The sequence below is a fragment of the Hahella sp. NBU794 genome (assembly GCF_050749805.1).
GTDB lineage: Bacteria > Pseudomonadota > Gammaproteobacteria > Pseudomonadales > Oleiphilaceae > Hahella.
In genome coordinates, this window is the sequence record NZ_CP192738.1 from 281,858 (window position 1) to 307,615 (window position 25,758).

The following is a 25,758-nucleotide window of genomic DNA, read 5'->3' on the forward strand; positions in this document are numbered from 1 at the left end:
CTGTTGGACTGCGCGAGACGCCCTTTGGGCTGTGCGAAACGCCCATTGGGCTATGCAAGTCCGCCAACTACTGTAAAATACGGGGCCCTTTTTGATGTACTCCTTAGTAAGGTGATTAAGCCGGGATGCTGGATACTTCCATCGCAATAGAAACGCCGGAAGGCGTGGATTTCGATCTCACTCCCGCCGGGCCGCTTTCCCGCGCGCTGGCGTACATGGCCGACTTCCTCATTCGGCTGGGTGTTGTCCTGGCCTGTATGATTGTCCTGTCTATTTTTGGAGAAGCCGGCGTCGGCATCTCGCTGATTATTTACTTCGTGCTGGAGTGGTTTTACCCGGTGTTGTTTGAGGTCTACCGGGCCGCGACGCCGGGCAAAAAGTGGATGAACCTTATCGTCGTACACGATGACGGCGCGCCCATTACCTTTTCTTCTTCCTTGTTGCGCAATCTCCTGCGCACGGCGGACATTCTGCCTGTGTTTTACGCGTTGGGGCTGGTGTCCATGATGTGCAACAAGCAATTCAAGCGTCTGGGCGACATCGCCGCCGGCACGGTGGTGGTCAGGGCGCGTCGCCCGGAGACCCTGACGGCGCTGGCGGAGCCGGGCGTGCGGGCGCCGAGCGTTCCCCTCAAACCGGAAGAGCAGAAGGCCATCGTGCAGTTTGCGCAACGGGCGGGCGTGCTGTCCCAGGCGCGTCGCCAAGAGCTGGCCAACATTCTGGAGCCGTTGCATCACGAAAAAGACGAGGCGGCGGTCGTTAATCTCAATCAGATGGCGAACTATCTGCTGGGTAAAACGCCGGGACCCGAGCCTGTGCGGGAGCCTTTCGCACCGGAGCCGTCATCATCCATCGCGCAACCACCTGAGGAGCGGCAGTGAAGCAGGACGTATTTGAGCGCCAACAGCAGCATTTTTGGAGCGAGTACGCAGTATTACTGCAAAGGCTGGAGACAGGCGATACAACAGGCTATCGCAATTTCGCCAGTTCCTACCGGCGACTGTGTCAGCACTTGTCCGTCGCGCGTCATCGCAGCTATTCGCCGCACCTGATTTCCTATTTGAATGATCTGATGCTGCGCGGACATCAGATGTTGTACCGTCGCCCCAGTCATTTCTGGCTGAGCTTTCTTGGGTTTATCCGCTATGACTTTCCCCAGGCGGTGCGCGCCAATCAGCAATATGTCTGGTTGGCCAGCGCTCTGTTGTACCTGCCGTTCATCGTGCTGATCATCGCCATCAAACTGCAGCCGGATCTAGTGAATCTGGTGCTGGACCCGCATGATGTCGCTTCCTACGAAGCGATGTACGATCCCACCTCAGAACGCTTGGGGCGGCCGCGAGAAGCGTCTACCGACGTGCAGATGTTCGGTTTTTACATCTATAACAACATCGGTATCGCATTCCGCACCTTCGCCACCGGCATTCTGTATACCCTGGGCAGCCTGTTCTTTTTGATTTACAACGGCATCCATATGGGCGCCGTCGCCGGACACTTGACGGAGATTGGTTACACCGAGCCGTTCTGGACCTTCGTTATCGCCCATGGCGCCTTTGAGCTCACGGCGATAGTGTTTTCCGGGGCGGCGGGCATTAAGCTGGGCTTTTCTCTGTTATCTCCCGGCAATCTCTCCCGCCTGGAGTCACTGAAGCGGTCGGCCAAAGCGTGCACGCCCATTCTGTTTGGCATGGTGGGCATGCTATTGATCGCCGCTTTTATTGAAGCGTTCTGGTCGTCGGATCACACCATGCCAGTGGCGGTGAAATATAGCGTAGGCGCTGTGATGTGGGCGTTGGTGACCTGTTATTTTGTGTTCAGCGGGAGGGTGCGTGAACCCCGCTAATATCAATTTCCGTTTACGCCCCAGGGACCACTACGAAGCGGTGGACCTGGGGTGTCAGTTTGTACGTCGCTGGTGGAAGCAGCTCTACGCAGTATGGCTGTTGACGATGACGCCGGTGGTGGCGTTGTGCTGGTTACTGATTGACGACATTAACTACGTCAGTATCGCCGTGTGGTGGGTGAAGCCGCTGTTTGAGCGTGGGCAGCTTTATTTCTTGAGCCGCGCGGTGTTCGGCGCGCCCCCGACGATAAAGGAAACCCTGCGGCAAACGTCGAAGCTGATGTTTCTGCAATGTTTCGCCACGCTGACCTGGCGGCGCTTCAGTCCGACCCGCTCGTTCGATTTGCCTGTGATTCAGTTGGAAGGCCTGAAAGGCAAAAACCGACAGCAGCGTATGACGGTGCTGCATCGCGATAATGCGGCGTCGGTCAGCTTCTGGGTCACTATTGTCGGCGTGCATCTGGAGAACTTTTTGATGCTCGCCGCGGTGGGGCTGGTCGTTATGTTCATTCCACAAGGCGTGCAACTGGAGTGGGAGACCGTTTTAGAAGCTGCGCCGCTGTACACGGCCTGTTACTTCATCGGCATGACCTTAGTCGGCCCTATATACGCCGCCAGTGGTTTCTCTTTGTACCTGAATCGCCGCATTACCCTGGAAGGCTGGGATCTTGAGCTGATTTTCCGTCAGCTGGGACAGCGACTGGATGATGGTAAGGGATCGGTTCAGCCCGGCGAAGGCGGGGCTGCGCGTCGGGTGACGCAGGCAATGTGTCTGGTCCTGGCGTTGGGCGCCCTGGCGCTTCCTCCCTCTGGTTCCGTTCGCGCAGAGACGGCGACGGAACAGGCTGAAACGGCGGACAGCCAAAGCTGGGACGAGGAAAGATCAGCGCTGACCCCGGACAAGGCGAAAGAAGATATCGAGAAGATTCTGAAAGGACCGGACTTCCGTAATATCGTCAAGAAAGAGGCGCCCAAGTTCTGGAAAGAGTGGGAAGACCGCCAGGAAGAAAAGCGCGAAAAGCAGTTGGACGACTTCAAAGGTTCCAACTTTTCCTTTGGCGAATCCTTCGCCCAGATCTTCAAATTGCTGATCTGGGCGACGCTGATCGGCCTGATTTTATATCTGCTGTATCGCTATCGGGACTCCATCCTGGCGTTGTCATGGATGCCCCGCATCGAGCGTAAGGAGAAGAGCAAGCCGACCCACGTGTTTGATCTTGATATCCGTGAAGAGTCCCTGCCGCCGCAATTAGCCGACGAGGCCTGGGCGCTGTGGGAGCAAGGGCGACATCGGGATGCCCTGGGTCTGTTATACCGCGGCGGCCTGTCTCGTTTGGTGCATCGCCATGGTCTGCGTTTGAATCGCGGCGCCACCGAAGGAGATTGCGTGGCGATGGTGAAGCGGCGTCAAGGCGGCGCGCTCAGCGACTATTTCGCGGTTTTGACCCGGGTCTGGCAGCATCTGGCCTACGCTCACGAACTGCCCACTGCCGAGCATTTTCAGGAGCTATGCCGGGGCTGGACCAACGTGTTTGATGTAGAGCGGGAAGGAGGCGACCATGCAGCGCAGTAATTCCTTCGCCGCTATCGGTATCGCCGTCGCTGTATTGGTGCTGGTGGCATTGGGCGTCTATTGGTATCAGGGACTGGAGTGGATCGAGTACGAGCGCGACCTGGGGCCGAATGAGAAAGCCCGCCGGGAGCCTTTCCTGGCGGCGCAGATATTCATTGAAAAACGCGGCTATAAGCTGGAGAGCAATCCCAGCTTCCGCGACTTCGATAACCCGGATTTTGCGCTGAAAACGTCTACAGACGACGCCATTGTGCTGGTGGACGCTTACGGCTCGCTGTCACAAAAACGGGCGCAAACGCTGTTGGAGTGGGTGGAGCGCGGCGGTCACCTGATGGTGACGGCGAAGAACCCCTACCTCAAGGGCATGGAAAAAATCCAGGACCCGATTTTCGAAGAGTTCGGTGTGGAAGTGGAGCGCAATGGTCAGGGCGACTTCGACGAGGAGCTGTGGGGCGCCATTAGCACTATTGGCGGGTATGTCGGCATCACGCAAGCAGATCTATGCCCCATGCTGTATCCCCAGGCGGAATTCTCGTTCGAGGGTGATGAAAACACCATTGGCGTGCATTTCCTGTCCAACGATACGCTTTATGGTCAGGACGATTATCTTTACGCCTCCGTCGGCCCGGATGGCGCCTCGCGCATGCTGCAGTACGAATATGGCGACGGCATGGTGACCTACATGGTCAGCCTGGATATGTGGAAGAACTTCGCTATCGGCTGCCAGGACCACGCCTACATGCTGTGGCAAATGGCTCCGGGAGACAGCGGGGTTATGCATTTCTATTACAACCGGGACTTCCCCAGTCTGGGGTCCGTGCTCTGGCGTCACTTCTATGCGGCGATTGCGGTAGGAGCGCTGACGCTGTTTTTGTGGCTGTGGTATCGGGGCATGCGCTTCGGTCCGTTGCGGGATGAAGAGCCGGGAACCCAGCGCCAGATTCTTGAGCATATCGCCGCCAGCGCCCGTTTCCTGTGGCGTATGGATAAAGGGCAGGCTCTGGTGGAAAGCGTCAGAGCGGAAACCTGGCAGGCGATTTCCAAGCGGCTGCAGCATATTACGCGGCTGGAGCAATCGGTTCAGATCGCCCAGCTGGCCAAGCATTTTCAAATGAATGAACAAGCGGTGGAAGCGGCCCTGTTCGGCCCGATACCCAATGATCCGGTAAGTTTTGTCAATATTATTCGAGCGTTGAAGCGAATAAAGGATAAGTTATGAGTGAAGCCCACATCGAAGAATCCCAACTGCAATCCATCAGCCAGCAACTGCAGACTCTGAAGTCTGAGCTGGAAAAGGCGATAGTGGGGCAGTCCGACATTATCGAACATACCCTGATCGCCCTGGTGGCCGGCGGACACGTGCTGATCGAAGGCGTTCCCGGTCTGGGCAAGACGCTGCTGGTGCGGGCGCTGGCGAAAACCTTCCAGGGCAAATTCGGACGCATTCAGTTCACTCCCGACCTGATGCCCAGCGACGTGACCGGCCACTCCATGTACCACATGGAAACGCAAAGCTTCAAAATCCGCAAAGGGCCGGCGTTCACCAACCTGCTGCTGGCCGACGAGATCAACCGCGCTCCCGCCAAAACCCAGGCGGCGCTGCTGGAAGTGATGCAGGAATATCAGGTCACTATCGATGGCACGTCTTTCCCGGTGCCCACGCCGTTTATGGTGCTGGCGACCCAGAACCCGATTGAGCAGGAAGGCACTTATCCGCTGCCGGAAGCGGAGCTGGACCGTTTCATCATGAAGCTGTTGATCGAGTTCCCCAGCGCGGAAAATGAAGCCTCTATCGTACGTCAGGTCAATGACAGCCGCGGCGCCAAAGTGGATTATCTGGCCCGGGTCAGCGCTCTGACCACGCCGGAAGAAGTCGGCGCCTGGCAGGCGGCGGCCTGGCAAATTCTGGCGGATGACGCAGTGGTGGATTACGCCGTGCGCATTACCCGCGCCACTCGTGAATGGCCGGGCGTCGCCCGCGGAGCGGGTCCGCGCGGCAGCATCAATCTGATCCGCGCAGCGAAAGCGAGGGCGTTGATGGAAGGGCGTCCCTATATCCTGCCCGATGACGTTAAATTACTGGCCCCAGCGGTGCTGCGTCATCGTTTGCTGCTATCCGCAGACATGGAGATCGAAGGCGTCAGCGTCGATAAACTCCTCGCCGGTATGCTGGAAGAGATTGAGGCCCCTCGTAAATGAAACGCAGAGGGGTGCAACCCAGTCCGCAGTTACTTTACTGCGGGCTCGCCGTTACGCTTGCTCTGCTGTGCTGGCAGGGCTATGAGCTGTGGACAGGCGACGGCGATTGGCTGCCGGCGCCAGGGAGCGAGGTCGGCGAGGGCTTTTTCAATGTGCTGATGGGGCTGGCGACGGTGGCGGTCCTGCTGCTGGCGGCGGATCTATTCGTGTCCTGGCGTCTGCCGTCGGCGCAGATTCACCGGGAAGTGCGCCACAATCTGGCGCTGGATCAGTGGATTCCCGTCAAGTTCACTATAACTCATGACTTTCCTTACGCGGCCACGCTGGAAGTGCACGACCATATTCCGGTGGATTGTGAGTTCGAAGGACTGCCCTTGGTTGTGCCAATGGAGCCGGGTCACCGCACAACCGTGGAGTATCGACTGCGGCCCCGTCGCCGCGGCCCCCTGGAATTAACCCGGGCGGAAGTCCGCGTACGCTCGGTGGCGGGATTCTGGCTGTTGCGCCAGACTCATGTCGTGGAAACCTCCGCCAAGGTGTTTCCAGACTTCGCCTCCATTGAAGGTTATCAATTGCTGGCCACGGACAATCACACCAGCCAGATGGGCATCCGCCGCAAGCCGCGTCGCGGCGAAGGCATGGATTTCCATCAGTTGCGGGAATACCGGCAGGGAGATTCGCAGCGGCAGATCGACTGGAAAGCCACTTCCCGTCGCCAGAAATTGATTTCCCGGGAGTATCAGGACGAGCGCGATCAGCAGGTCATACTGCTGCTGGATGGCGGTCGCCGTATGCTGACGCAGGATGGCGTGAGTACGCACTTCGACCACTGTCTGAACTGTTTGCTGATGTTGTCTTATGTCGCCTTACGTCAAGGCGACGCGGTGGGCATGATGAGTTTCGGCGCTTCCGTAAAGCATGCGTCGCCAATCAAAGGCGCCACCAATATCAATCGTCTGATCAACCACTTCTACGACTTTTACCCGGATAAGTCCGCGCCGGATTATCTGGAGGCGGCCCGCGAGTTAATGCAGCGATATCGCAAGCGTTCTCTGGTGGTGCTCACCACCAACCTGAGGGAAGAGGACAGCGACGACATCATCAACGCCTGTCGCCTGCTGCAAAAGCGTCATTTGGTGCTAGTGGCGAATCTGCGTGAGGAAACCCTGGATCGGACGCTTGCGGAGGACGTGCGCAATTTCGATCAGGCGGTGGTTTACGCCGGGGTGGTGGATTATCTGCGCCAGCGGGACAAGCTACAGGAAAAACTGCGCGCACAAGGTCTGTTTTTCGTAGATTGCGCCCCCAGCAAGCTCACCGCCCAGGTTATCAACAGCTACTTTTCCATCAAGCGGGCGGGCTACCTCTAGCCCCCTTGACGCGCTTCGGGGTGGGCTCTGCTATGCTTTCATCTGTCCAAGCATTTATTCGCGTAGTAATAATATTCGTATGTTAATGGCGTGTTAATAAAGAGGCGCAAGGATGCGCCTGCGCGGCGGCCAGCCGCGGGAGGCTGGGCCTGACATATGCAGACCCTGTCGTTGCAGACAAATAGAAGGAAGCTATTTGCCTGCCTGATTAATAATAGGAGCCTGTTCCGTGTCCGACCCCAATCCTTACCAATCGCCGTCCTCAGAAGTGATGGATGAATCCAATTCGCCCGGCGTACTGGGTCCGCCGCAAAGCATGCCCGCTGGCTGTGGCTGGAGCTGGATTGCGGAAGGCTTTGCAATATTTCGCGCCGGTCCAGGGCCTTGGATGGGCATGATGATCGTGTACGTTCTGATCATGTTTGTGGTGGGGATTTTGCCTTTGATCTCCATTGTTCTGGTGAATATTCTGGCGCCTTTGCTGATGGCGGGTTTTATGATCGCCAGTCGCAGAGGCGCGACCTCGGGACGCATTGAGTTTGCCGATATGTTCGCCGCCGTGCAGGAAAAGTCGACGCCGTTGATTCTGTTCGGCCTCATCGTTTTGGGATTCTCCGCATTGATTATGATCATCTGCGGCGTATTGTTTTTTTCCTCGGTGGCGGACTCCATGGACGCGGCGCAGTTCGGCGGCGCGCCTGACGCCAAGTTCCTGCTGGCGGTTCTGATCTATCTGGGATTATTAATACCGCTGATGATGGGCGCCTGGTTCGCGCCGGCGCTGATCGTATTTCACGATCTGGGCCCCTGGGATGCGTTCACTATGAGTTTCAAAGGCTGTCTGGTAAATATCATTCCGTTTCTGCTTTATGGAATCATTTCTCTCATACTCATGATTCCGGCAATGATTCCTCTTCTTCTGGGAATGCTGGTGCTGGGACCGACGCTGATTGGCTCGATCTACGCCGCCTACAAGGATATTTTTCTGGTCACCGAGCAACAGTGAGCGGGACTTGGATTCCTAGGGTCTGATGCTGCGCAATAGCGTCAGCAGGTCGGGCGCCAGTTGCGCGTAGCTGGCCAACAGGCCGGCGGCGTCCAGGGCGTCGGCTTTGCTGGCCAGGGCATTCTCCTGCACCTGATCCACCAGTCGATGCAGATAGCGTTCTCCGCGCAGACGGTTCACTGCGATTTCCGATATCGGCGCCAACAGAGGCGCGATAGCGATGGCGGCGACTACGCCAGCGGCGGCTCCACTCCAGGTCACCCAGGCGGGCGCGCCGGCCCATTGCACCCAGAGCGCCCCCCACCAGGATTGCTGCGCCAGATACAGGCTGCTCGCCATGGCGCTGCCGGTGGCGACGGCGCTGCCGAAGGTGGCTTGTCCGCCGAGACTCTTGCCCAGTGCGCCGATCAACAGAAATACCAGAAGATCGCGTCCGCCTTCCCGGGGGCCGCTCAGGGACTGCATACGCTGACTCAAAAACGACTGAATCTCCTGCTGATGGCCCTGCATATGCGGCTGACGCATCAGCTCGCCGCATTCCTGCAGTTCTGGAATATGGCGCTCCATCAGACGTTGAATCTGGTTTTGCAAAGCGGGCAGCTGCAACAGTTCTTCTGTGATGATGCGCAACATCGCCTGTTCCTTGCCTGATAACTCCGTCTGTACCGCTGTTTTTTTGCGGCGTATCAGCTTGCCGGCGACGCGGACCAGCCCTCGCGGCAGGCTCATCAGGTCCGCCGGGATATCGCGGCGATGTGTCCAGTGGCGCCGCAGAATGGCTTTGGTGGAAGACATATGCTCCGCGTACACCTGGGGAACGCGGGCATGGGCTTCAGTGAAGTGACGCAGGAGCGTTTGTTCAATATCCTGCTCAAGCTGATCTGTGGCGGAAGCGTCTGACACGGTGAGGGCGCTGCTCAAAGTAATGGGTTAATGCGCTCACGATTTTACCCTATCGCGCCGCAAACCGGCATACCGCTTTGTTTTCCCCTACAGCCTCACGTTGGTCAGCCAGATGTACTGGTAGGGACGCAGGATAATCTGGCCCACCCGATCCTCGAACGCCTGCTCGGAAATCAAATCGAACCACTGATCGGTGGAGATCAGATTCAGCTCCGCCAGATTAATGGTCTGCGGCTGATCCGAAACATTATGAATGGCGAAGATGCTTTGCATGCGGTCCTGACTTTGACGCCAGAATGAGAATAGCGCATCTCCAGTGTGCAGAGTGTATTGCGTGGCGTTGGGATGGAAGGCTTTTTGGCGCTTGCGGGTGGCGATCAGCTTCTGCATGGCGGCGAATACTTTCGGATGATGTCCATCCCCTTGCAGCGCCTGCTCCAGATCCTGCTGACGCCAGATGTGACGATTGATGGAGCGGAACTGACCGGTGTGCTCCACCCGCTCATGATCATTTTCCGTTCCGAGCAGGCTGTGAATATAAAACGCGGGGACGCCCTCCAGCGCCAGCATGATGGCGTGGGCGCAGAGGTAACGGGCGAAGCCCAAATGGTCGGGGCCATGCTGCACGGTGCCGCTGAGCGCGTTCCATAGACTGATGTTGATCTCATAGAACTTGGGCTGGCCATCGGGACCGGTGCGGGCGCTGGCCTTGCCGCCGAACTTCTGCATGGTGGACACCAGCGCATCCAGCTCCCACTCGCTCAGCAAACCCTCTGTCGGGCGCAACCCCACGCCGTCATGGGAGGCGATGAAGTTCAGATAAGTGGTTCCCTGTTGCGCCGGCGGCATGCTCATCAGCCACTTCTTCAGGTACTCGCAACTGCCGGTGACCAGACTGTTGATTAGTAATGGCGGCAAGGAGAAGTTGTAGATCAGATGGGCTTCGTTGGCGTTGCCGAAATAGGTCAGGTTTTCGTGGTTGGGAATATTGGTCTCGGTAATGATGACCGCGTCATGAGCGCGATGCTCGATCAGCAGGCGCAACAGCCGGATCATCTCATGCGTCTCCGGCAGGTTGATGCAGGAGGTTCCGGGGACTTTCCAGAGAAACGCCACCGCATCCAGCCGGAACCAGCGCACGCCTTTGTCCAGATACAGGCGCAGTATGCGCAAAAACTCCAGTAACACCTGTGGACTGCGGAAGTTCAGGTCGATCTGGTCATGGCTGAAGGTGCACCAGACATGACGGACGCCGTCAGCCGTGGCGACTTCCCGCAGCAGCGGTGAGGTGCGCGGCCGCACCACCTGAGTTAAATCCGTGTCGGGGGCTGCCTCTACAAAGTAATCGGCGCCGGGCGTCTGTCCCGCTTTGTAGTTCTCGAACCAGAGCGAACGGCTGGAGCAATGGTTGATGACCAGATCTCCCATCACCTTGAACTCACGGGTGAAGGCGGCGATATCCTCCCAATCGCCGAGGGCGGGATTCACGGTGGTGTAATCCATCACGCTGAATCCGTCGTCGGAGCTATAAGGAAAAAACGGCAGAATATGCACGATGCTGATGCAATGCCGCAGCTGGCGGCGTAGAAACTCATGCAGGGTCTGTAGAGGCGGCTGGTTATCGTCGCGCAGCGTATCGCCGTAAGTGATCAGTACGGCGTCTTCCTGAGACCAGGGGTTGCGGTGAGGCTGAGGAGGCGGCGCGTTGGGCTCCAGTCCGAATGTGTCCAGACACTCTTTGACGAAATTAAGCGCGTTGACGTCCGGATACAGCGTTTTGATGTGCTCCATCAGGCGCTGCTCCAATTGAGTGAGCGAAGCGTGCTCCATAATTTTGCAGTTCTCCTGGTCGGAAAAGAGGGTTATCCCAAGGCGTCACCTACAGCATAGTCTGTGACTGGATGGTTCGGGCGTCTCCCTGGCGACGCCGAAACCCCAGTGGACTTTACTGGACGGCGAACTCCCGCATGTCGGCGTCAACGGCGTCATAAAGGCGCGTCAGCACGCTGGGAAAGGCGCTGATGACCCGGTTCCATGACGGGATGAACGGCGCTTCCATCGGATGCTCCAGAAAGTACTCGCCCGCCTTCATGATATTCTTGGCGAACAGCTCTACGGCTTGTTCTTCATGGTGCACGTCGAGGGCCAGACCATTGATTTCGGCGTCGTTGCGATAGGTCTCGACAAAATCCAGCGCAATGCGGAAATAGCAGGCCTTGATGGTGCGGAAGGTTTCCTGATTGAAGACGATGCCCTGGGTGGCCAGCTTGCGGAACAGGGCTTTGGTGATGTCGATGGACATTTTCGACAGCCCGGTGTCGTCGTTGTCTGCGGACAGGTCCTGGTGCTTGTGGTCATAAACGTCGGCGATGTCCACCTGACACAAACGGTTGGTGGAGTAGTTGCGCTTCATCTCGCTGAGGACGCCGATCTCCAGGCCCCAGTCGCTGGGGATGCGAATGTCGTTGATCACGTCTTTACGGAATGAGAATTCGCCGGCCAGGGGATAGCGGTAGCTGTCCAGATAGTCGAGGAAATCCAGGTGGCCGAGTACTTTCTTTAGCGCCCGCAATAGCGGCGTCACCAGCAGACGGCTCACACGGCCGTTAATTTTGCCGTTGGCCACGCGGGCGTAATAGCCTTTGCAGAATTCATAGTTGAAGTTGGGGTTTGCCACGGGATAAATCAGACGCGCCAGTAACTCGCGGTCATAGGTGACGATATCGCAGTCATGCAGGGCGACGGATTCGCAGGCCCCGGAGGCCAGCACATAGCCGAGGCAGAACCAGACGTTGCGCCCCTTGCCCGGTTCCCGCGGCGACAGCGATTCCTGCTTCAGTTCCGCGTCGATGGCGCGCAGTCGCGGGCCGTCGTTCCACAGCACCCGATGGCGCTGCGGCAATGCGGAGAAGAATTGCAAAGCTTCCCGGTACTGCCCTTCATCCGCCCGGTCCAGACCAATGATAATTTCCTCCAGATAAGGCACTTTGCATAAGTGTTCCAGGATACGCGGCATGGCTTCGCCCTGCAGCTCTGAATACAGGCAGGGAAGCACCAGCGCCAGGGGTCTGTGTTGAGAAAATGCGACCAGTTCCCGTTCGATATCCTCCAGTGGACGACGGGACAGGTTATGCAGGGTGGTTACTATGCCGTTTTGATAAAAATCGCCCATGCTTGATCCTCTTTATTGTCTGCGTGCGTCCCCTGAATGAAGCCAGAACGCCGCAGCATTCCGGCGCAGGTTACGAACGCATGGATGGCGCGTTCAGCGACTGTTGCGACGCAAGCACCTGTTCTACGGCTTCGGCCCAGCCTTCGGGACCGAACTTCTTGGTCAGGATGCGCTCCTTGCGCTCCAGGGAGGGCGGCAGGTGCGAGGGAGAACGCACTACCACCGCAATATCCGCGGCGTTGAGCATGGCGATGTCATTATGGCTGTCGCCCAGGGCCATGCTGACCGGCGTTTCGCCGCAACGTTCGGCGTAAAGCTCTGTCAGCCACTGCATGGCGGTGGCTTTATTGAACTGCCCCATCACATGCAGGAAGCGGCCGCCGCGTAAAATTTGCAAACCAGTGTCATTGAGTTCAGCGGTAAACTGTTTCAACGCCGTCGGACTGTCCTCCCAGACCAGCGGCTCCGTGAACTCGCGTTGCTTGGCGAGGGCCGCATCGGCTTTGGATAAACCAGTGAGCGACGCCAGCGTTTCGGCGTCCATTTCGTAAAAGCTCTTGAATCCGTAGGAGCCTTTAAACTCCTGCAGAACATCCAGAATATGCTGACGGCTGGGACCGAAGCTCTTGGCGTAAAACTCTTCGCTGACATGCGCGCCGCAGAAGGGCTCCTGGAACTGGGACTTGGGCAGATACACTGCGGCGCCGTTCTCAACGATGAACGGGTCCTGATGATGCAGCCTTTGGCGCAATGTGCGCAGTTCGGCGTAAGTTTTACTGGTGTTCCAGACACAGGGAATGCGCCATTGCTTTAACTTGGCCAACGTGGGTAATGCTGAATCCGCAGCGTAGGTGTGGTGATCGAGCAAGGTGCCGTCCAGGTCGGTGTAGATAATTAGCTGGCTCATATCGTTCCCACTGGGACTATCGTCCGGTTGATGTCGTTGTGACGGTGTTTCTGCAAATCCGATACCAGCTTCCCGGCAGCATGTATGTTTCTCGCTTTCGTTCCTTGTTCGATCTGGTCTGGTATGGCATGACGGTGCGGAGAATCCCGGTTAGTGCGTTGGATGCGCCCTAAAAGCGGGCGCCAAAGGGGCGAAAGCGCCAGGGCGCCTTATTTTGGTGCGCATAACGCAAGAATACCTGTTCTATATTTTCTTTTACGCTTCCGGGTGGACCGGCGCAACAGGATGGCGGGGGCTGGCGTGAGTCAGCCGCTGAGAGGAATACACACAATCAGCTACAAATTTCTGCATGTCATCCATATATAAATTAAGCTATAAGAAACGGATTAACGAATCAGCCATATGGAAAAGGCGCCTGCGGCGCGCGCGACGAAAAGCTTACATAAATCGTTAACGGTAAACGCATAGCTGAAACTCACGAAACATCCCGCCGGCAAGCGCCCAAGGCGCACGAACCGAAACAGCGTCGATGGAAACGACGAAAATCTCCATCTGCGCTTAACTGAATCGGGTACGCATGAAACACGAAATTAAGACGATCGAACTTCCCTGCGGCAAGCTTGAGGTGGGTATGTTCGTCAGCCAGCTGGATCGTCCCTGGCTGGATACGCCGTTTCCGTTACAAGGCTTTTTGCTGCGCACCCGGCGTGATATCGAATTACTGCAACAGTTTTGCGATTACGTTTATATCGATACGGTTAAAGGGCGCAAACCCAAGGGCGGCGTCTCGCCTTTGTCTGTAAACATCAAGGACTCTCTGCAGCGTCGTCGCAAATTGTTGCCTGGCGTCAAGCTGCACAATTATGTGGATGTCGCGCCGCTGGAAGAAGAGATGCCGGTGGCCAAAGCGCTCTACAAAGATTTCAGCGCCAACGTCGCCTATCTGATGGATGAAATGAGTCGCGGCGCTTCCTTCCAGCTCAAGAAATTTCAGGCCCTGGTGGCGCCTATGGTGGAGAGCGTTATCCGCAATCCGGACGCCTGCGCCTTGATGGCCCGCATGAAGAATCAGGACTCATACGCCTACAAACACTCCATGAGCGTTTCCGTCTGGTGCGTCATCATGGGGCGCCAGTTGGGCCTGTCACAGAAAGACCTGGAGGAACTGGCGGTTGGCGGGCTGTTATTGGATGTGGGTAAGCTGCAACTGCCAGCGGAGCTGTTGATGCAGGCGCGCCGACTTGAAGATCATGAGTTCGAACTGATGAAAAGCCATGTGGCGCGCGGCTTGGAGACCGTGAAGAATATCGAGGGCGTCAGCCGCACGATACTGGCCATGGTGGAGAACCACCATGAGCGCCACAATGGTTCCGGTTATCCTCGGAGCATGGCGGCGAACGCGATTCCTATCTACGCCCGCATCGCGTCTCTGGCGGATTGCTATGACGCCATCACCAGTCAACGTCCTTATGCTCATCCTCTGCCGCCCTCGGAAGCGGTGCGCAAGTTGTATGAATGGCGCAACGTGGAATTTCAGGCGGAACTTGTAGAAGAGTTTATCCAGGCGGTGGGCATCTATCCTGCCGGCACCCTGGTCGAATTGACCGACGGACAAGTGGGCATCGTCATCGGAGAATATCGCTCCAGACGTCTGCGTCCCCGTTTGTTGATGTTGCTGGATGGCGAGAAAAACCTCTACGACGTCCCCAAAGAGCTCGATTTGCTGGATTGTCTGGAAACCAGCGCAGGGCGGCCGCTGCATATCGAACGCAGCCTGGAGCCGGGCTCTTATGACATTGATCCTGAAACGCTCTATATCTAGATGGAGTCATCATGAGCGACGCCCTCAACACGACGACGCCGCAGCGCAGTGAGTTTCTGCAGGAACTGCGGCGCGCTGCGACAGTGTTGCCGGAGGGGCGCGCGCTGGGCGTTATTGTTTTCGACCTACGGCGTTTGCTGAGGACCAACGAAGTCTATGGCGACGCGGTCGGCGATCACCTGTTTCAGGCCGTCGGCGAGCGCCTGCATAAACTCAGGGAAGGAAAAGGTCCCGTCTTTTGCGTGGGCGATGGACGCTTCGCTATCACGGTGCAGGCGGTCAGCGCGGCGATATTGCAGTTGGCGGCGCAGCAAATGCTAAAGATGCTGGAACAGCCCTTGGATATCGATAGTCATCGTCTCAGCGTACATCTCACCTGTGGCGGCGCCAGTTATCCCGCTCATACCTCCAAGCCTGAGACCTTGCTGAATTGCGCGGAGCAGGCACTGTCCGGGGCCAAGTATCTGCGCGTGCGCTATATGGACTACAGCGACATGCCGGAAAGCCATCGTCTGGGAGACTGGAATATTGAAAAGGAAGTCATTCAGGCGATTGAGCAGAACTCACTGGAGCTGTACTTCCAGCCCAAAATTCATATTCCTTCACAGACCGTCGCCGGCGCTGAAGCGTTATTGCGGTGGCGCAGTCCGACCCGAGGATATGTGTCGCCGGAATTGTTTATCCCCTATATCGAAAACGCCGGTCTTTCCTATGAGCTGCAGAAGTGGGTGCTCAACACCGCCTTGCGCCTGGGACGCGACTGGCTGGACCGCTATCCTGACTTTGCCCTGGCGGTGAATATCTCGCCGGAGTTTGTCTCCAATCCTGAACTGAGCAATCTGGTGCTCGGAGCGCTCGGCATATGGGACGCTGAGCCGGAAAATCTGGTGCTGGAGCTGACGGAAACGGTGCTGTTATGGGAGCGCAACCGCAGCATCGATAATCTGGAGTCGCTGAGAGTGACGGGCGTGTCCGTCGCGATTGACGATTTCGGCACCGGTTACTCATCGCTGGAATATTTCAAAGATCTGCCCGCCAACCAATTAAAGATCGATAAGGCGTTCGTCTTTCGTATGCTGGACCATCCTGCGGACGGCGACATGGTGGGTCTGATGATCCGGCTGGCGCACATCTTCGGCATGCAGGTGGTGGCGGAGGGCGTGGAGGACGCCGCCTCGTTGCATCGTCTGGCCGCGATGGGCTGTGAGCAGGCGCAGGGCTATTATTTTTGCAAACCCATTCCCCGCGACGCCTTCACCGAATGGATGCATGCCTTTGATCCGGCGCAGTATTTCCGCTAAGACGCTTAGCGCTTGCGCGTTCGTCCGTTTCAGGCGCTCATCATTGTCAGCGCAGTGTCCAGCATACGATGAGAAAAACCCCATTCGTTGTCATACCAGGCCAGCACCTTGACCATGCCTTCATGGGACTGGGTATGGTTGGCGTCGAAGATGGCGGAGGCGGTGGAATGAGTGAAGTCGATGGAGACCAGCGGCAGGTCGTTGTACTCCAGGATCGGCGTCTCCCGGCTGGCCGCCAGCATCATGGCGTTGATCTCCTCGGCGCTGACATGTCGCGCCACCTTTAAAGACAAGTCCAGCAGGGACACATTGGCGGTGGGCACCCGCACCGCCATGCCGGTCAAACGCCCCTCCAGCCCCGGCAGCACCTTGCCAATGGCGCGCGCGGCTCCGGTGCGGGTGGGGATCATGGACAGCCCGGCGGCTCTGGCGCGGAACAGGTCTTTCTTATGCGCTAGGTCCAGCAGATGCTGGTCGTTGGTGTAGCTGTGAATCGTTGTAAGCACGCCTTGTTCGATGCCCAGGTTTTCATGCAGCACCATCGCCACCGGCGCCAGGCAGTTGGTGGTGCAGGAGGCGTTGGAGACGATGGCGTGGCGGGCTTCAAGCACATGTTCGTTGACGCCGTACACCACTGTGGCGTCGGCGTCTTCGGAAGGGGCCGAGATCAGCACTTTCGAGGCGCCGGCCATGATATGGGCCTCGGCCTTTTCCCGTTTGGTGAATTTGCCGGTGCATTCCAGCACCAGATCCACATTGGCCACCGCCCAGGGTAATTCCAGAGGGTCGCCGTGTTGCAGCATGGCGATGTCGTCGCCGGCGACGCGCAACAGTTCGCCACTGAGCCGCACTTCCTGATTGAATTTGCCATGAATGGAGTCGTAGCGCAGCAGGTGGGCGCAGGTCTCCCGGTCCGCCAGATCGTTGATCGCCACCACCTGGATCATGTCCCGATATCCGGACTCATAGATAGCGCGTAGTACATTGCGTCCAATGCGACCGAAACCGTTGATGCCGACCCGTATCATATGTAACCCCTTCGCATGGCCTTTTTGCGGCGGCCGCCCCTGGCATTGTCCGTTAACAGCGTGACTAGGTTAAGTCTTTGATCTGTTTACGAAATGACGCCAAGGGCAGACTACCAAGTTTATTTGCATAAACTTAAGTATAGAGCCTGCGCGAAAGTTCGTTATTTCAGGCCATTAAAGGAACATGGTTGGCGGCGGATGCTTCGCGCGCAGGCGCGCGTGGGCCTCCTGCAGACGGTCCAGGTGCGTCTCCCTCAGCTCCGGCTGCTGTTGCTCATCAGACTGACTGGCCAGCACCAACAAATGCTCTTTGATTTCCTCCGCGGTCGCCTTGGTTTCCGGGTGCATGGCATGCAGATGCGGCGCTGGCGCACGGCGCAGTCGCACCTGGCGCTCACCATTGAGGGCGGGCGCGGGTTTGCGGTCGTCCAGTTCATACAGGTGCACCACATTCAACGCGCAATCGGGTACGGCGATGAAATTGCCGGCGCCATGGAGAAGAAAAGGCATCCATAACTGTCCAGTGCCGGGTTCGGCCCCTAGGCCCGCATAGCTGCAGATAAACTGGCCGTCCGGGGTAAACACCTTGAGGGCGCGGTTGACCAGATCGTTTACCACCAGATGGCCATTGACGTAATGCACGCCCGTAGGCAACAGAAAGTGATCGCCGGTCTCGCCGTATCCGGCCTGACCAAAAGCGCCAACGTAGGTTCCGTCCGCCTCGAAAATCTGAATGCGGTTGTTGAATTGGTCGCTGACGTAGACGCGTCCTTGTTCATCCAGGGTCACGTCGCTGGGGGAATGAAATTCTCCTGGTCCGGCGCCAAGGCGGCCGAAAGTGCGCACATGACCGACAATGCCGTGACTGTCGATGCGCCATTGCGAAATCCGATGATTGCCGGAATCCGCAATATAAATGTCTCCCTGCGGCGATACCGCCATGCCCATTGGCTTTGACAGTTCCCAGGGATCGTCGCCGGGTCCGCCGAAGAAGGTATAAAGCGTCAGGTCGTTGATGAATGGGTTGTATTGCAGGACGGAGATAAAGCCGCTCAAGTAGTTGCCGAGCAGCAGCAGGGGAGCGTCTGCGTCGATTTGCCCGGGCAGGGGTTGTGGCGGCTGGTAAATATCTACGCCCAGCATGCCGGCGAACATGGCGTAACTGATCTGCTCGGGGATTTCCACTTGTTCATTGAGGTCCGAATGCAGCACCGTGCGCGGCACGGCGTTCATCATCCAAACGCCCACATCCGGGTCTTCCCGCACATTGAGAGCGGAACGCCACCACATCTGACAGGCGTCCCAGTAATGGAACCACCATTGCGCTGACATCTGCGCCGGCCAGAACGGAGAAGAGGCGTCAATTTGTGGCGAGGTTATCCGGGGTTTGTCCACCATCGCCACGGAGGTCACATAGTAAAACTGGCCCGGATTACTGCGCGGGTTGCCGGCCTGGGCGATGAAGGTGGGGGTATCCAGACCGGGAATCAGATCCTTGGGATCAAGCAGGTAGACTGTCGCCAGAATGGGATCGGACACCAGCAGCCGATTGGTTTTGCCCGGGACGGCGGTGACCTGGATAGGGGCGAAGAAGCCGTGCATGGAGTCCAGCGGCTGCCCTTCGCGATCAAAGACGCCAATCTGATATTCGCCGCTGCCGGGAATATACAGGCGGCCATGGGCCACCGACACATCCCGGGCAACGCCAAGACCGGTCAGTTCGCTGCGCCCGCTGGTGGCGAATGGAACGCCTTTGCCCTGCAGATCGCAACGGAGCACGTTGGCGTGGCCGGTGTTGGCGATGTACAGGCGACCCTCGTCATCAGAGCTGAGGCCTTGCGGCCACAGCAGCGTGAACTGTTCTCCGCCGCAGTCGATATGCTGGATGTCGTGGCTGAATTCGCCACTTTCAGTGAAAATGGCGATGCGGCTGTCGCCCTCGCTGTTGGCGTAAAACTCATCCGCTACACAGAGATGGCCATCTATAAAAGTCAGTCCATTCGGCCCCACCAAGGGCTCTTTCTGCTTATCCCCAAATACATTGACCACTTCCAGCTGCAGATCCTTGCGATAGGCGATGACCTGGATGCGACGATTGGCCAGATCCGACACATACATGAGCGCCTTTGTAGGATGCGGGCACAGACGGAAGGGCATGTTGAAACGGCCGGGTTCCTTGCCTGGACCTCCGAATACCGCCAACACCTCGCTGAGGTAAGGATTCATGATCACCAGACGATTGTTGCCGGTGTCTGCGATCCAGACGCGTCGGTGACGATCCACCGCCAGACCGACTGGCGAGTTGAAGGTGAACTCAGGATGGGTGGCGAGAGCAAAAGGCGTGGCGGCGGTTGCGGCGGTTTCAGTATGACCAAGCGAAGAGCGATAACTCAGCAGCATGACGGGCTCCCTTTCTGACTGAGCGATACAGTCGGTTTCCGCCCTGGCGGCCTGATCTGTAAATCACATCACGGCGGCAGAAACCATTTTCCCTCTGCGACCAGCTCATGCAGCGCGTCTTCCAGATCTTTGAGCAACATGGCGGCGTGATCGCGCTTCTTGCTCACGACGAAACGCGCGTCCAGGGAGGACAAACGCTTGCGATGCAGGTCCTGGACCGGCTGTTTCTTCAGCTCCAGCCGCATAGGTCCATCATAGTTTAGTAGATAATCGCAACGTTTCACTTTGAGCATGCCAATGGCCTGGGCATGGTTGAAAGCAGAGCAGTCACGGATGCGGTTGACCGGATCGCGGAGAAAACTGATGGCGCCGCCGTAACTGAATCCGTGCAGCAGGACCACGCTTTCTCCCACCAGATCTTCAACGCGGTTAATGATCTTCTTGTCGCCTTGCCAATAGGCGTTGAGTTCGATCCGGGCGACGATAGAGTCGCCGACCAGAGTGGCGCCAGTAAATTCCGGCAAGGTGGCGAGCCCGATCCAGAGATCGATCTTGCCGTCCGCCAGCTCAATCGCCATGCGTCGGGTGGGGCGGGAGACGGCGCGCCAGGAATACTTTTTTTTCTCCAACAGCATGCGCGCGAGATCAATCAGATAGCCTTCCGGCTTTCCCTCGTCATTGGTGAAGAAAACAGGTGGGAATTCGATGTAACCGACGACGACTTCTTTGTCTTCCGCGAGCAGATCGTGAATGTCGACATCAGCGAGAGCGGGCGACGAGATCCACGCCAAGGCTCCCGAAAGCAACAACGTAAACAGACGGTGAAAGGTGTTCAAGATGACTCACATTGAATGCATAAGCGTTCAGCCGACGCTCGGCGTTTAATCCGTCAAAACACAGGAGAGAATCCTGCAGCGAAAGTCCTGTTCGCAGTCGTCAATGCGATAGTGTCAGCCGAACGGAATGCGAGTTCCGGCGGCTGATGCGGGCGTATGACCCTTCTGACGGTCTGCCTGAACAATGCTATAAAGCATAGCATTGTTGCGGGCAAACAATAGCGGCGGATTAGCCGTCGGATTTTTCAGCTTTGACTGACAGCAGCTCAACTTCGAACAACAAGGTTTCGTTCGGGCCGATGCGACCGTTGCCGCCAGGGCCGTAAGCCAGTTTGGCGGGGATGAAAAGCTGCCACTTGGCGCCGGGCTTCATCAGCTGCAGCGCTTCAGTCCAGCCGGGAATAACGCCGTTAACCGGGAAGGACACAGGCTCGCCGCGTTGTACGGAGCTGTCGAATACTTCGCCGTTGATCAGGCTGCCGGTGTAATGCACTTCAACGGTGTCTTGCGCTTTGGGGCTGTCGCCTTCGCCAGCTTTCAGCACTTTGTACTGCAGGCCGCTGTCAGTGGTGACAATGCCTTCTTTCTTAGCGTTATCGGCCAGGAAGGTGTCGCCTTTCTTAGCGTTTTCCTCAGCCATTTTCTCGAACTGCTCCATTTGCTTCTTCTGCATGGCCTGCTGATATTGCTGAACCTGCGCAGAGATCTCTTCGTCGGTCATCATGGAAGGCTTGCCGGCGTATGCGTCGGCGACGCCTTTGGTGAAGCTCTCGATATCCAGCTCAGGCATGGAGTCCGCCAGACGACGACCGAACATTTGACCGAAGCTGTAGCCGGTTTTTTGCGCGTCGTTAGTGAGCTTTTCCGTTTCCGCGTGGACTGCGACAGGCAACGATAACGCCACAGCGCATAGCAGACCGCTCATGCTGGCTAACGCTTTTTTCATAATTATTCCTCAAAAAAATTAGATGGATTGGCAGTATAAAGCGCTTTAAGGTACAGCTTTTTGGCGCCCTGCGCTAGGGGATGTCAACGCCGGGATCTGGCAGTATCCCGGGCCTGGTTCACAGTTCTAACCGCCGTTGACTTGTTGCAACTGCTTGTTGCGTTCATTCATGAGGTCGCGCACCGCCTTGGCTTCATCCATGATGTTCAGCGCGCGTTCGAAACTGAGGGTGTCTTTGTTTTCCGCCTCCTCCAGAGTCTTGCGCGTCTCGGGAGGCAAGCCGTCGCGAGGAGATCCGGTGGCGACCTGGCGCTCTTCCTTCTTCTCTGTGGGGACCGACTGAATAATATTGGTTTTATTGCTGACGCTGATCACGTCCACATTGACGCCTTCGGGGGGCGGGGCGTCGCTGTACTGCAGCACGCCGTCAGCGTCGCGCCATTTATAGACCTGGCGCACTACTTCCTGCTCCGGCAGCTTTTTGTCCATGGTCATCAGCGTTGGCGTCTCGGTTCCTTCCGGTAAGGGCAGCCGCCACATGGGCGAACCTGTCTTATCTTTAATAAAAAAGGGCAGGGCGAGGGCGACCCCAAGCGAGGCCAATGTCAGAAATCGAAAAATCCACTTCAAAGGTTTACATCTCCATGACCAGATTGGCGGCCACCAAGTTCAATTGCGCCTGATTCACTCCCTGCGCGTCATTGAGACGGGAGAAGTAATCAAGCAGATTGCGACGGCAAAGAGCAACCGTCTTTACCGCTTCCTGCGGCGCTGATAAATCCTCTTTCCCCGTACCTGATAGTAAAGCATAAATAAGCGATATTTCGTAGCGCTCAGCCGCCAGTTCCAACTGAAGAATGCGCTGTCTGAGCGCGTTTTGGCGGCAGTCTTGTTTATTCAGCGCGTTACGTGCGGTTCGCAGCGGCAGAACAATTTTTGCGCGCCAGGAATCGATGGCGCTGAAATCGCTGGCGGGGTTAAAGCGACGCTGACGCAGGGCGAGCCAGCCGCAGGCGAACAGCAGGTTCACATCGGCGTCAAACTGGTTTTGCCATTGCAGACAGATTGCCTGAGTTTGCGGGTGTGCATAGCGCGCCAGAGCATAGTCCCAAAGCGGATTGTCCAACAGGGGCGGGCCGCCCTGGGCGGGGTTTTGGGAGGCCTCGGGCTGTGGCCTGTCAGAGGCGCTTTCGCTCATAGAAAACTCTTTAATGAATCGATGGCAAGCGTGCTAAAATCCGCCGCCATGTTAAGTCTAAATCAGTTATCGATCCAACGTTCCGGCCAGTATCTGCTGGAAAACGCTACTGTCACCGTTACGGCGCGCAGCCGCGTCGCTATTGTCGGCCCTAACGGTTGCGGTAAATCCACTTTGTTCAGCCTTATTCTGGGGGAGATCGGCTCCGATTCGGGAGACATTTCCTTTCCTGGCGGAACCCGTATCTCCCACATGGCTCAGGAGACGCCCGCGCTGGATTGCTCCGCGCTGGACTTTGTTCTCGACGGCGATAAGCGACTGCGTCAATTGCAGGCCGAACTGGCGCTGGCGGAGCAGGCGGACGACGGCGTCGCCACTGCGCGCTTGCACCATGAGCTTGACCTGATCGACGGTTACAGCGCCGAAGTGCGCGCGCGCCGCCTGCTGGAAGGCCTGGGCTTTCCGACGCACTGGCACTCGCGTACGGTTGGAGAGTTTTCCGGAGGCTGGCGCATTCGACTGAACCTGGCGCAGGCGCTGATGTGTCCGTCTGAATTATTATTGCTGGACGAACCTACCAACCACTTGGATTTGGACGCTCTGGTCTGGCTGGAGAATTGGTTGCTGCGTTACCAGGGCACGTTGTTGTTTATCTCCCACGACCGTGACTTCATTGATCACCTGGCGACCCATGTGCTGCATTATGATCAGCGCTCATTGGTGCTTTACGCCGGTGGCTATAGCCAGTTTGAAGAAGCGCGCGCGATGCGATTGGCGCAACAGCAAGCGTTGTATGTGAAGCAGCAGACCCGTATCGCTGAGATCCAGTCTTTTGTGCGGCGCTTTGGCGCTAAAGCCACCAAGGCGAAGCAAGCCCAAAGTCGCTTGAAAGAACTGGAGCGTATGGAGCTGATTGCTGCGGCGCACGTGGATTCGCCGTTCAGCTTTTCTCTACCGTGCAGCGATAAGATTTCCAGTCCGTTGCTGGTAGTGGATGACGGGGGCTTGGGATATGGCGCTGAGCCCGTATTGCAGCATGTAAATCTGACGCTGTTGCCCGGCGCTCGATTAGGCGTCCTTGGCGCTAACGGCGAAGGTAAATCGACCCTGATCAAAACGCTGGCGGGACAGTTGCCGTTGATTTCCGGCCGCAGAACAGGCGGTGAACATTTAAGGATTGGTTACTTCGCGCAGCATCAATTGGAAGCGTTGGACCCAGGCGCAACGCCGATGCAGCATCTGCAAAAAGTCAGGCCGCAGGCGTCGGAGCAGGAAATTCGTAATTTTCTGGGCGGATTCGGTTTCCCCGGCGAGCAAGCGGCGGGCGACATCAAGAATTTTTCCGGCGGTGAACGGGCGCGTCTGGCGCTGGCGTTAATCGCCTGGAACAAACCCAACCTGCTATTGCTCGACGAACCCACCAACCACCTTGATCTGGATATGCGCCACGCTCTGAACATGGCGCTGCAGGAATACCCTGGCGCGGTCATCGTCGTTTCGCACGATCGTCATCTGTTGCGGGCAATGGCGGACCAGTTCGTCTGGGTGCATGGCGGCCGTATGGAGCCCTATAACGGCTCCCTGGAAGACTACGAAAAAGAATTGTTGAGCCGGTTGCGCGCGAATCAGCCGGAAGCGGCGAAAAGCGATGACTCCGCCGACGCCGAAATGCAGGAAAGCGCGGAAGACCGTAAGCGTCGAAAGCGTGACGAAGCGGAAAAAAGACAGCGTTTAAGCCCGTTGCGGAAAAAAATAGCTACACTGGAAGCTGAGATAGAAAAGTTGCAGGGCAAACTGCAGGAAATTGAAGCGCAATTAGGAGAAGGAGATCTTTACGAGGATCAAAACAAGGAACAACTGAAAGCGCATCTGGAATCCCAGCGGGTGAACCGCCAACGTCTGACTGAGGCGGAAGAAATCTGGCTGGAGCTTAATGAGGAGTTGGAAGGACTGCTCTGATCGGCCTATCTCTCTATGCGTATATATGCCTATAGACCGCTTCGCCGCTACGGAGTTTAGTTAGAGTCCTTGCAACCACGATAATCACAATATATTCGCAAGGAGTATTCCCATGAAACTGTGGAAACGCACCCTGACCGGGCTGGCAGTCGGCCTGTGTCTCTCCTCCGCTCTTCAAGCCGCTGAAACCATTAAAATCGCCATCGCAGGACCCCAATCCGGGTCAGTCGCCCAGTACGGCGAGATGCAGTTTAACGGCGTGCACGCAGCCATTGACCTGATCAACAAAGCAGGAGGCGTCAAGGGCAAAATGCTGGAAGCAGTTGAATATGACGACGCTTGCGAGCCCAAGCAGGCTGTGGCGGTCGCCAACAAAGTCGTCAACGATGGCGTGCAGTATGTGGTCGGACATTTGTGTTCCGGTTCCACCCAGCCCGCCACCGACGTCTACGAAGACGAAGGCATTCTGGCGGTGACCTGCTCCACCAACCCTTCTATCACCGAGCGCGGCTTCCGCTACATTTTCCGCACCATCGGCCTGGACTCTGCGCAAGGGCCCACCGCTGGAAAATATATCGCGGAACACCTCAAGCCCAAGCGCGTTGCGGTAATTCACGACAAACAACAGTACGGCGAGGGCATCGCCAGCTCTGTAAAAAGCACCCTGGAAAGCATGGGCGTCAATGTTGTCGCGTTTGAAGGCGTCACCGCTGGCGATAAAGACTTCTCCTCCCTGATTGCGAAGCTGAAAAAAGAGAACGTGGATCTGGTCTACTACGGTGGTTATCACCCAGAGCTGGGTCTGATTCTGAGACAAAGCAACGACGCGGGCTTCAAGCCTCAATTCATGGGACCGGAAGCGGTTGGCAACAAAGAGATTTCCTCTATTGCAGGTCCTGCATCTGAAGGTCTGATCGTAACTTTACCCGCCAGATACGACCTGAACGCGAATAACGCAGACGTCGTAGCGCTGATGAAGTCAAAAGGACAGGATCCTACTGGACCTTTCGTGTGGACCAGCGTTGCAGCCGTGCAGTCACTGGTTGAAGCGATGAACAAAGTAGGCGATGGCGATACTGAGAAAGTCGCGGATTACCTGCGCGAAAACACCATCAATACGTCGATGGGTCCTCTGACCTGGGATGACAAAGGTGATCTTGAAGGCTTCGAGTTCGGCTTGTTTACCTGGCATCAGGACGGCACTTCTACACCGCTGTAATGTATTAAACAAAAGGGGCGCCATCTTGCGCCCCTTTTCCCACTCTCGATTTCTTACTTTTCTAACCCATCAGCAA

General features: G+C 57.0%; 21 protein-coding genes. 11 read left to right on the forward strand and 10 right to left on the reverse strand.

Annotation, left to right across the window (positions count from 1 at the left end):
* The first annotated feature begins 125 nt into the window (after window positions 1-125).
* From ACQYWX_RS01245 to ACQYWX_RS01275, 7 genes are all read left to right on the forward strand, one after another.
* Window positions 126-881, forward strand: coding sequence for an RDD family protein (locus ACQYWX_RS01245; RefSeq protein ID WP_216735453.1), 756 nt, complete (start codon window positions 126-128; stop codon window positions 879-881).
* Window positions 878-1,843 (forward strand): stage II sporulation protein M, encoded by a 966-nt coding sequence (locus ACQYWX_RS01250; protein ID WP_216735454.1) that lies wholly within the window; start codon window positions 878-880, stop codon window positions 1,841-1,843. Before ACQYWX_RS01245 ends, ACQYWX_RS01250 begins: the two co-directional genes overlap by 4 nt.
* A complete protein-coding gene (locus ACQYWX_RS01255) occupies window positions 1,830-3,416 on the forward strand; it encodes a DUF4129 domain-containing protein (protein WP_216735455.1) in 1,587 nt (528 codons plus the stop codon). Before ACQYWX_RS01250 ends, ACQYWX_RS01255 begins: the two co-directional genes overlap by 14 nt.
* Entirely contained in the window at window positions 3,403-4,635 is a 1,233-nt protein-coding gene (locus ACQYWX_RS01260) for a DUF4350 domain-containing protein (protein WP_279500285.1), read from the forward strand. Before ACQYWX_RS01255 ends, ACQYWX_RS01260 begins: the two co-directional genes overlap by 14 nt.
* Window positions 4,632-5,615, forward strand: coding sequence for an AAA family ATPase (locus ACQYWX_RS01265; protein WP_216735457.1), 984 nt, complete (start codon window positions 4,632-4,634; stop codon window positions 5,613-5,615). Before ACQYWX_RS01260 ends, ACQYWX_RS01265 begins: the two co-directional genes overlap by 4 nt.
* On the forward strand, window positions 5,612-6,985 hold the full coding sequence (locus tag ACQYWX_RS01270) for a DUF58 domain-containing protein (protein WP_431687617.1): 1,374 nt from the start codon (window positions 5,612-5,614) through the stop codon (window positions 6,983-6,985). Before ACQYWX_RS01265 ends, ACQYWX_RS01270 begins: the two co-directional genes overlap by 4 nt.
* A gap of 229 nt (window positions 6,986-7,214) precedes the next feature.
* Window positions 7,215-7,991 carry a BPSS1780 family membrane protein gene (locus ACQYWX_RS01275; RefSeq protein ID WP_431687618.1) on the forward strand — a complete coding sequence of 259 codons (777 nt, stop codon included), beginning with the start codon at window positions 7,215-7,217 and terminating at the stop codon, window positions 7,989-7,991.
* Window positions 7,992-8,006: 15 nt separating this feature from the next.
* On the opposite strand, the gene ACQYWX_RS01280 is transcribed toward ACQYWX_RS01275, so the two are convergent.
* The 4 genes from ACQYWX_RS01280 to ACQYWX_RS01295 form a co-directional block, all read right to left on the reverse strand.
* Complete coding sequence (locus ACQYWX_RS01280; protein ID WP_279500279.1) at window positions 8,007-8,894, reverse strand: hypothetical protein; 888 nt, start codon at window positions 8,892-8,894, stop codon at window positions 8,007-8,009.
* An 87-nt stretch (window positions 8,895-8,981) separates the two neighbouring features.
* Window positions 8,982-10,724 (reverse strand): sugar phosphorylase, encoded by a 1,743-nt coding sequence (locus ACQYWX_RS01285; protein WP_431687619.1) that lies wholly within the window; start codon window positions 10,722-10,724, stop codon window positions 8,982-8,984.
* Between the two features lie 115 nt (window positions 10,725-10,839).
* Window positions 10,840-12,066, reverse strand: coding sequence for a glycosyl transferase (locus tag ACQYWX_RS01290; RefSeq protein WP_216735462.1), 1,227 nt, complete (start codon window positions 12,064-12,066; stop codon window positions 10,840-10,842).
* A 70-nt stretch (window positions 12,067-12,136) separates the two neighbouring features.
* Window positions 12,137-12,973: an HAD-IIB family hydrolase gene (locus ACQYWX_RS01295; protein ID WP_431687620.1), complete on the reverse strand. Its 837-nt coding sequence runs from the start codon at window positions 12,971-12,973 to the stop codon at window positions 12,137-12,139.
* Between the two features lie 577 nt (window positions 12,974-13,550).
* Between ACQYWX_RS01295 and ACQYWX_RS01300 the strand changes: the two genes are divergently transcribed.
* Entirely contained in the window at window positions 13,551-14,795 is a 1,245-nt protein-coding gene (locus ACQYWX_RS01300; RefSeq protein ID WP_431687621.1) for an HD-GYP domain-containing protein, read from the forward strand.
* A gap of 11 nt (window positions 14,796-14,806) precedes the next feature.
* Window positions 14,807-16,096, forward strand: coding sequence for a putative bifunctional diguanylate cyclase/phosphodiesterase (locus ACQYWX_RS01305; protein WP_431687622.1), 1,290 nt, complete (start codon window positions 14,807-14,809; stop codon window positions 16,094-16,096).
* Window positions 16,097-16,125: 29 nt separating this feature from the next.
* Here ACQYWX_RS01305 and gap read toward each other — a convergent pair whose 3' ends face one another.
* The 6 genes from gap to ACQYWX_RS01335 all read right to left on the reverse strand — a co-directional run bounded on the left by gap (window position 16,126) and on the right by ACQYWX_RS01335 (window position 22,504).
* Window positions 16,126-17,124 carry a type I glyceraldehyde-3-phosphate dehydrogenase gene (gap, locus tag ACQYWX_RS01310; RefSeq protein WP_431687623.1) on the reverse strand — a complete coding sequence of 333 codons (999 nt, stop codon included), beginning with the start codon at window positions 17,122-17,124 and terminating at the stop codon, window positions 16,126-16,128.
* A 174-nt stretch (window positions 17,125-17,298) separates the two neighbouring features.
* A complete protein-coding gene (locus ACQYWX_RS01315; RefSeq protein WP_431687624.1) occupies window positions 17,299-19,524 on the reverse strand; it encodes an NHL repeat-containing protein in 2,226 nt (741 codons plus the stop codon).
* A gap of 68 nt (window positions 19,525-19,592) precedes the next feature.
* Window positions 19,593-20,360 carry a substrate-binding periplasmic protein gene (locus ACQYWX_RS01320; protein WP_431687625.1) on the reverse strand — a complete coding sequence of 256 codons (768 nt, stop codon included), beginning with the start codon at window positions 20,358-20,360 and terminating at the stop codon, window positions 19,593-19,595.
* 229 nt (window positions 20,361-20,589) lie between these two features.
* On the reverse strand, window positions 20,590-21,306 hold the full coding sequence (locus ACQYWX_RS01325; protein WP_127968006.1) for an FKBP-type peptidyl-prolyl cis-trans isomerase: 717 nt from the start codon (window positions 21,304-21,306) through the stop codon (window positions 20,590-20,592).
* A 126-nt stretch (window positions 21,307-21,432) separates the two neighbouring features.
* Window positions 21,433-21,936: a DUF4124 domain-containing protein gene (locus ACQYWX_RS01330; protein WP_241566945.1), complete on the reverse strand. Its 504-nt coding sequence runs from the start codon at window positions 21,934-21,936 to the stop codon at window positions 21,433-21,435.
* 4 nt (window positions 21,937-21,940) lie between these two features.
* Window positions 21,941-22,504 carry a TIGR02444 family protein gene (locus ACQYWX_RS01335; protein ID WP_431687626.1) on the reverse strand — a complete coding sequence of 188 codons (564 nt, stop codon included), beginning with the start codon at window positions 22,502-22,504 and terminating at the stop codon, window positions 21,941-21,943.
* Window positions 22,505-22,552: 48 nt separating this feature from the next.
* Between ACQYWX_RS01335 and ACQYWX_RS01340 the strand changes: the two genes are divergently transcribed.
* The gene (locus tag ACQYWX_RS01340; protein ID WP_431687627.1) at window positions 22,553-24,463 is read left to right on the forward strand and encodes an ATP-binding cassette domain-containing protein; all 1,911 of its coding nucleotides are present in this window, start codon (window positions 22,553-22,555) and stop codon (window positions 24,461-24,463) included.
* Window positions 24,464-24,575: 112 nt separating this feature from the next.
* Entirely contained in the window at window positions 24,576-25,682 is a 1,107-nt protein-coding gene (locus tag ACQYWX_RS01345; protein ID WP_216735471.1) for a branched-chain amino acid ABC transporter substrate-binding protein, read from the forward strand.
* The last annotated feature ends 76 nt before the right edge of the window (window positions 25,683-25,758 follow it).

Bases quoted from the DNA above. Each gene is read 5' to 3' on its own strand.
- ACQYWX_RS01260 (WP_279500285.1), top strand. From the start codon at position 3,403: ATGCAGCGCAGTAATTCCTTCGCCGCTATCGGTATCGCCGTCGCTGTA.
- ACQYWX_RS01300 (WP_431687621.1), top strand. From the start codon at position 13,551: ATGAAACACGAAATTAAGACGATCGAACTTCCCTGCGGCAAGCTTGAG.
- ACQYWX_RS01270 (WP_431687617.1), top strand. From the start codon at position 5,612: ATGAAACGCAGAGGGGTGCAACCCAGTCCGCAGTTACTTTACTGCGGG.
- ACQYWX_RS01340 (WP_431687627.1), top strand. From the start codon at position 22,553: ATGTTAAGTCTAAATCAGTTATCGATCCAACGTTCCGGCCAGTATCTG.
- ACQYWX_RS01335 (WP_431687626.1), bottom strand. From the start codon at position 22,504: ATGAGCGAAAGCGCCTCTGACAGGCCACAGCCCGAGGCCTCCCAAAAC.
- ACQYWX_RS01345 (WP_216735471.1), top strand. From the start codon at position 24,576: ATGAAACTGTGGAAACGCACCCTGACCGGGCTGGCAGTCGGCCTGTGT.
- ACQYWX_RS01305 (WP_431687622.1), top strand. From the start codon at position 14,807: ATGAGCGACGCCCTCAACACGACGACGCCGCAGCGCAGTGAGTTTCTG.
- ACQYWX_RS01285 (WP_431687619.1), bottom strand. From the start codon at position 10,724: ATGGAGCACGCTTCGCTCACTCAATTGGAGCAGCGCCTGATGGAGCAC.
- ACQYWX_RS01290 (WP_216735462.1), bottom strand. From the start codon at position 12,066: ATGGGCGATTTTTATCAAAACGGCATAGTAACCACCCTGCATAACCTG.
- gap (WP_431687623.1), bottom strand. From the start codon at position 17,124: ATGATACGGGTCGGCATCAACGGTTTCGGTCGCATTGGACGCAATGTA.
- ACQYWX_RS01315 (WP_431687624.1), bottom strand. From the start codon at position 19,524: ATGCTGCTGAGTTATCGCTCTTCGCTTGGTCATACTGAAACCGCCGCA.
- ACQYWX_RS01265 (WP_216735457.1), top strand. From the start codon at position 4,632: ATGAGTGAAGCCCACATCGAAGAATCCCAACTGCAATCCATCAGCCAG.
- ACQYWX_RS01245 (WP_216735453.1), top strand. From the start codon at position 126: ATGCTGGATACTTCCATCGCAATAGAAACGCCGGAAGGCGTGGATTTC.
- ACQYWX_RS01295 (WP_431687620.1), bottom strand. From the start codon at position 12,973: ATGAGCCAGCTAATTATCTACACCGACCTGGACGGCACCTTGCTCGAT.
- ACQYWX_RS01325 (WP_127968006.1), bottom strand. From the start codon at position 21,306: ATGAAAAAAGCGTTAGCCAGCATGAGCGGTCTGCTATGCGCTGTGGCG.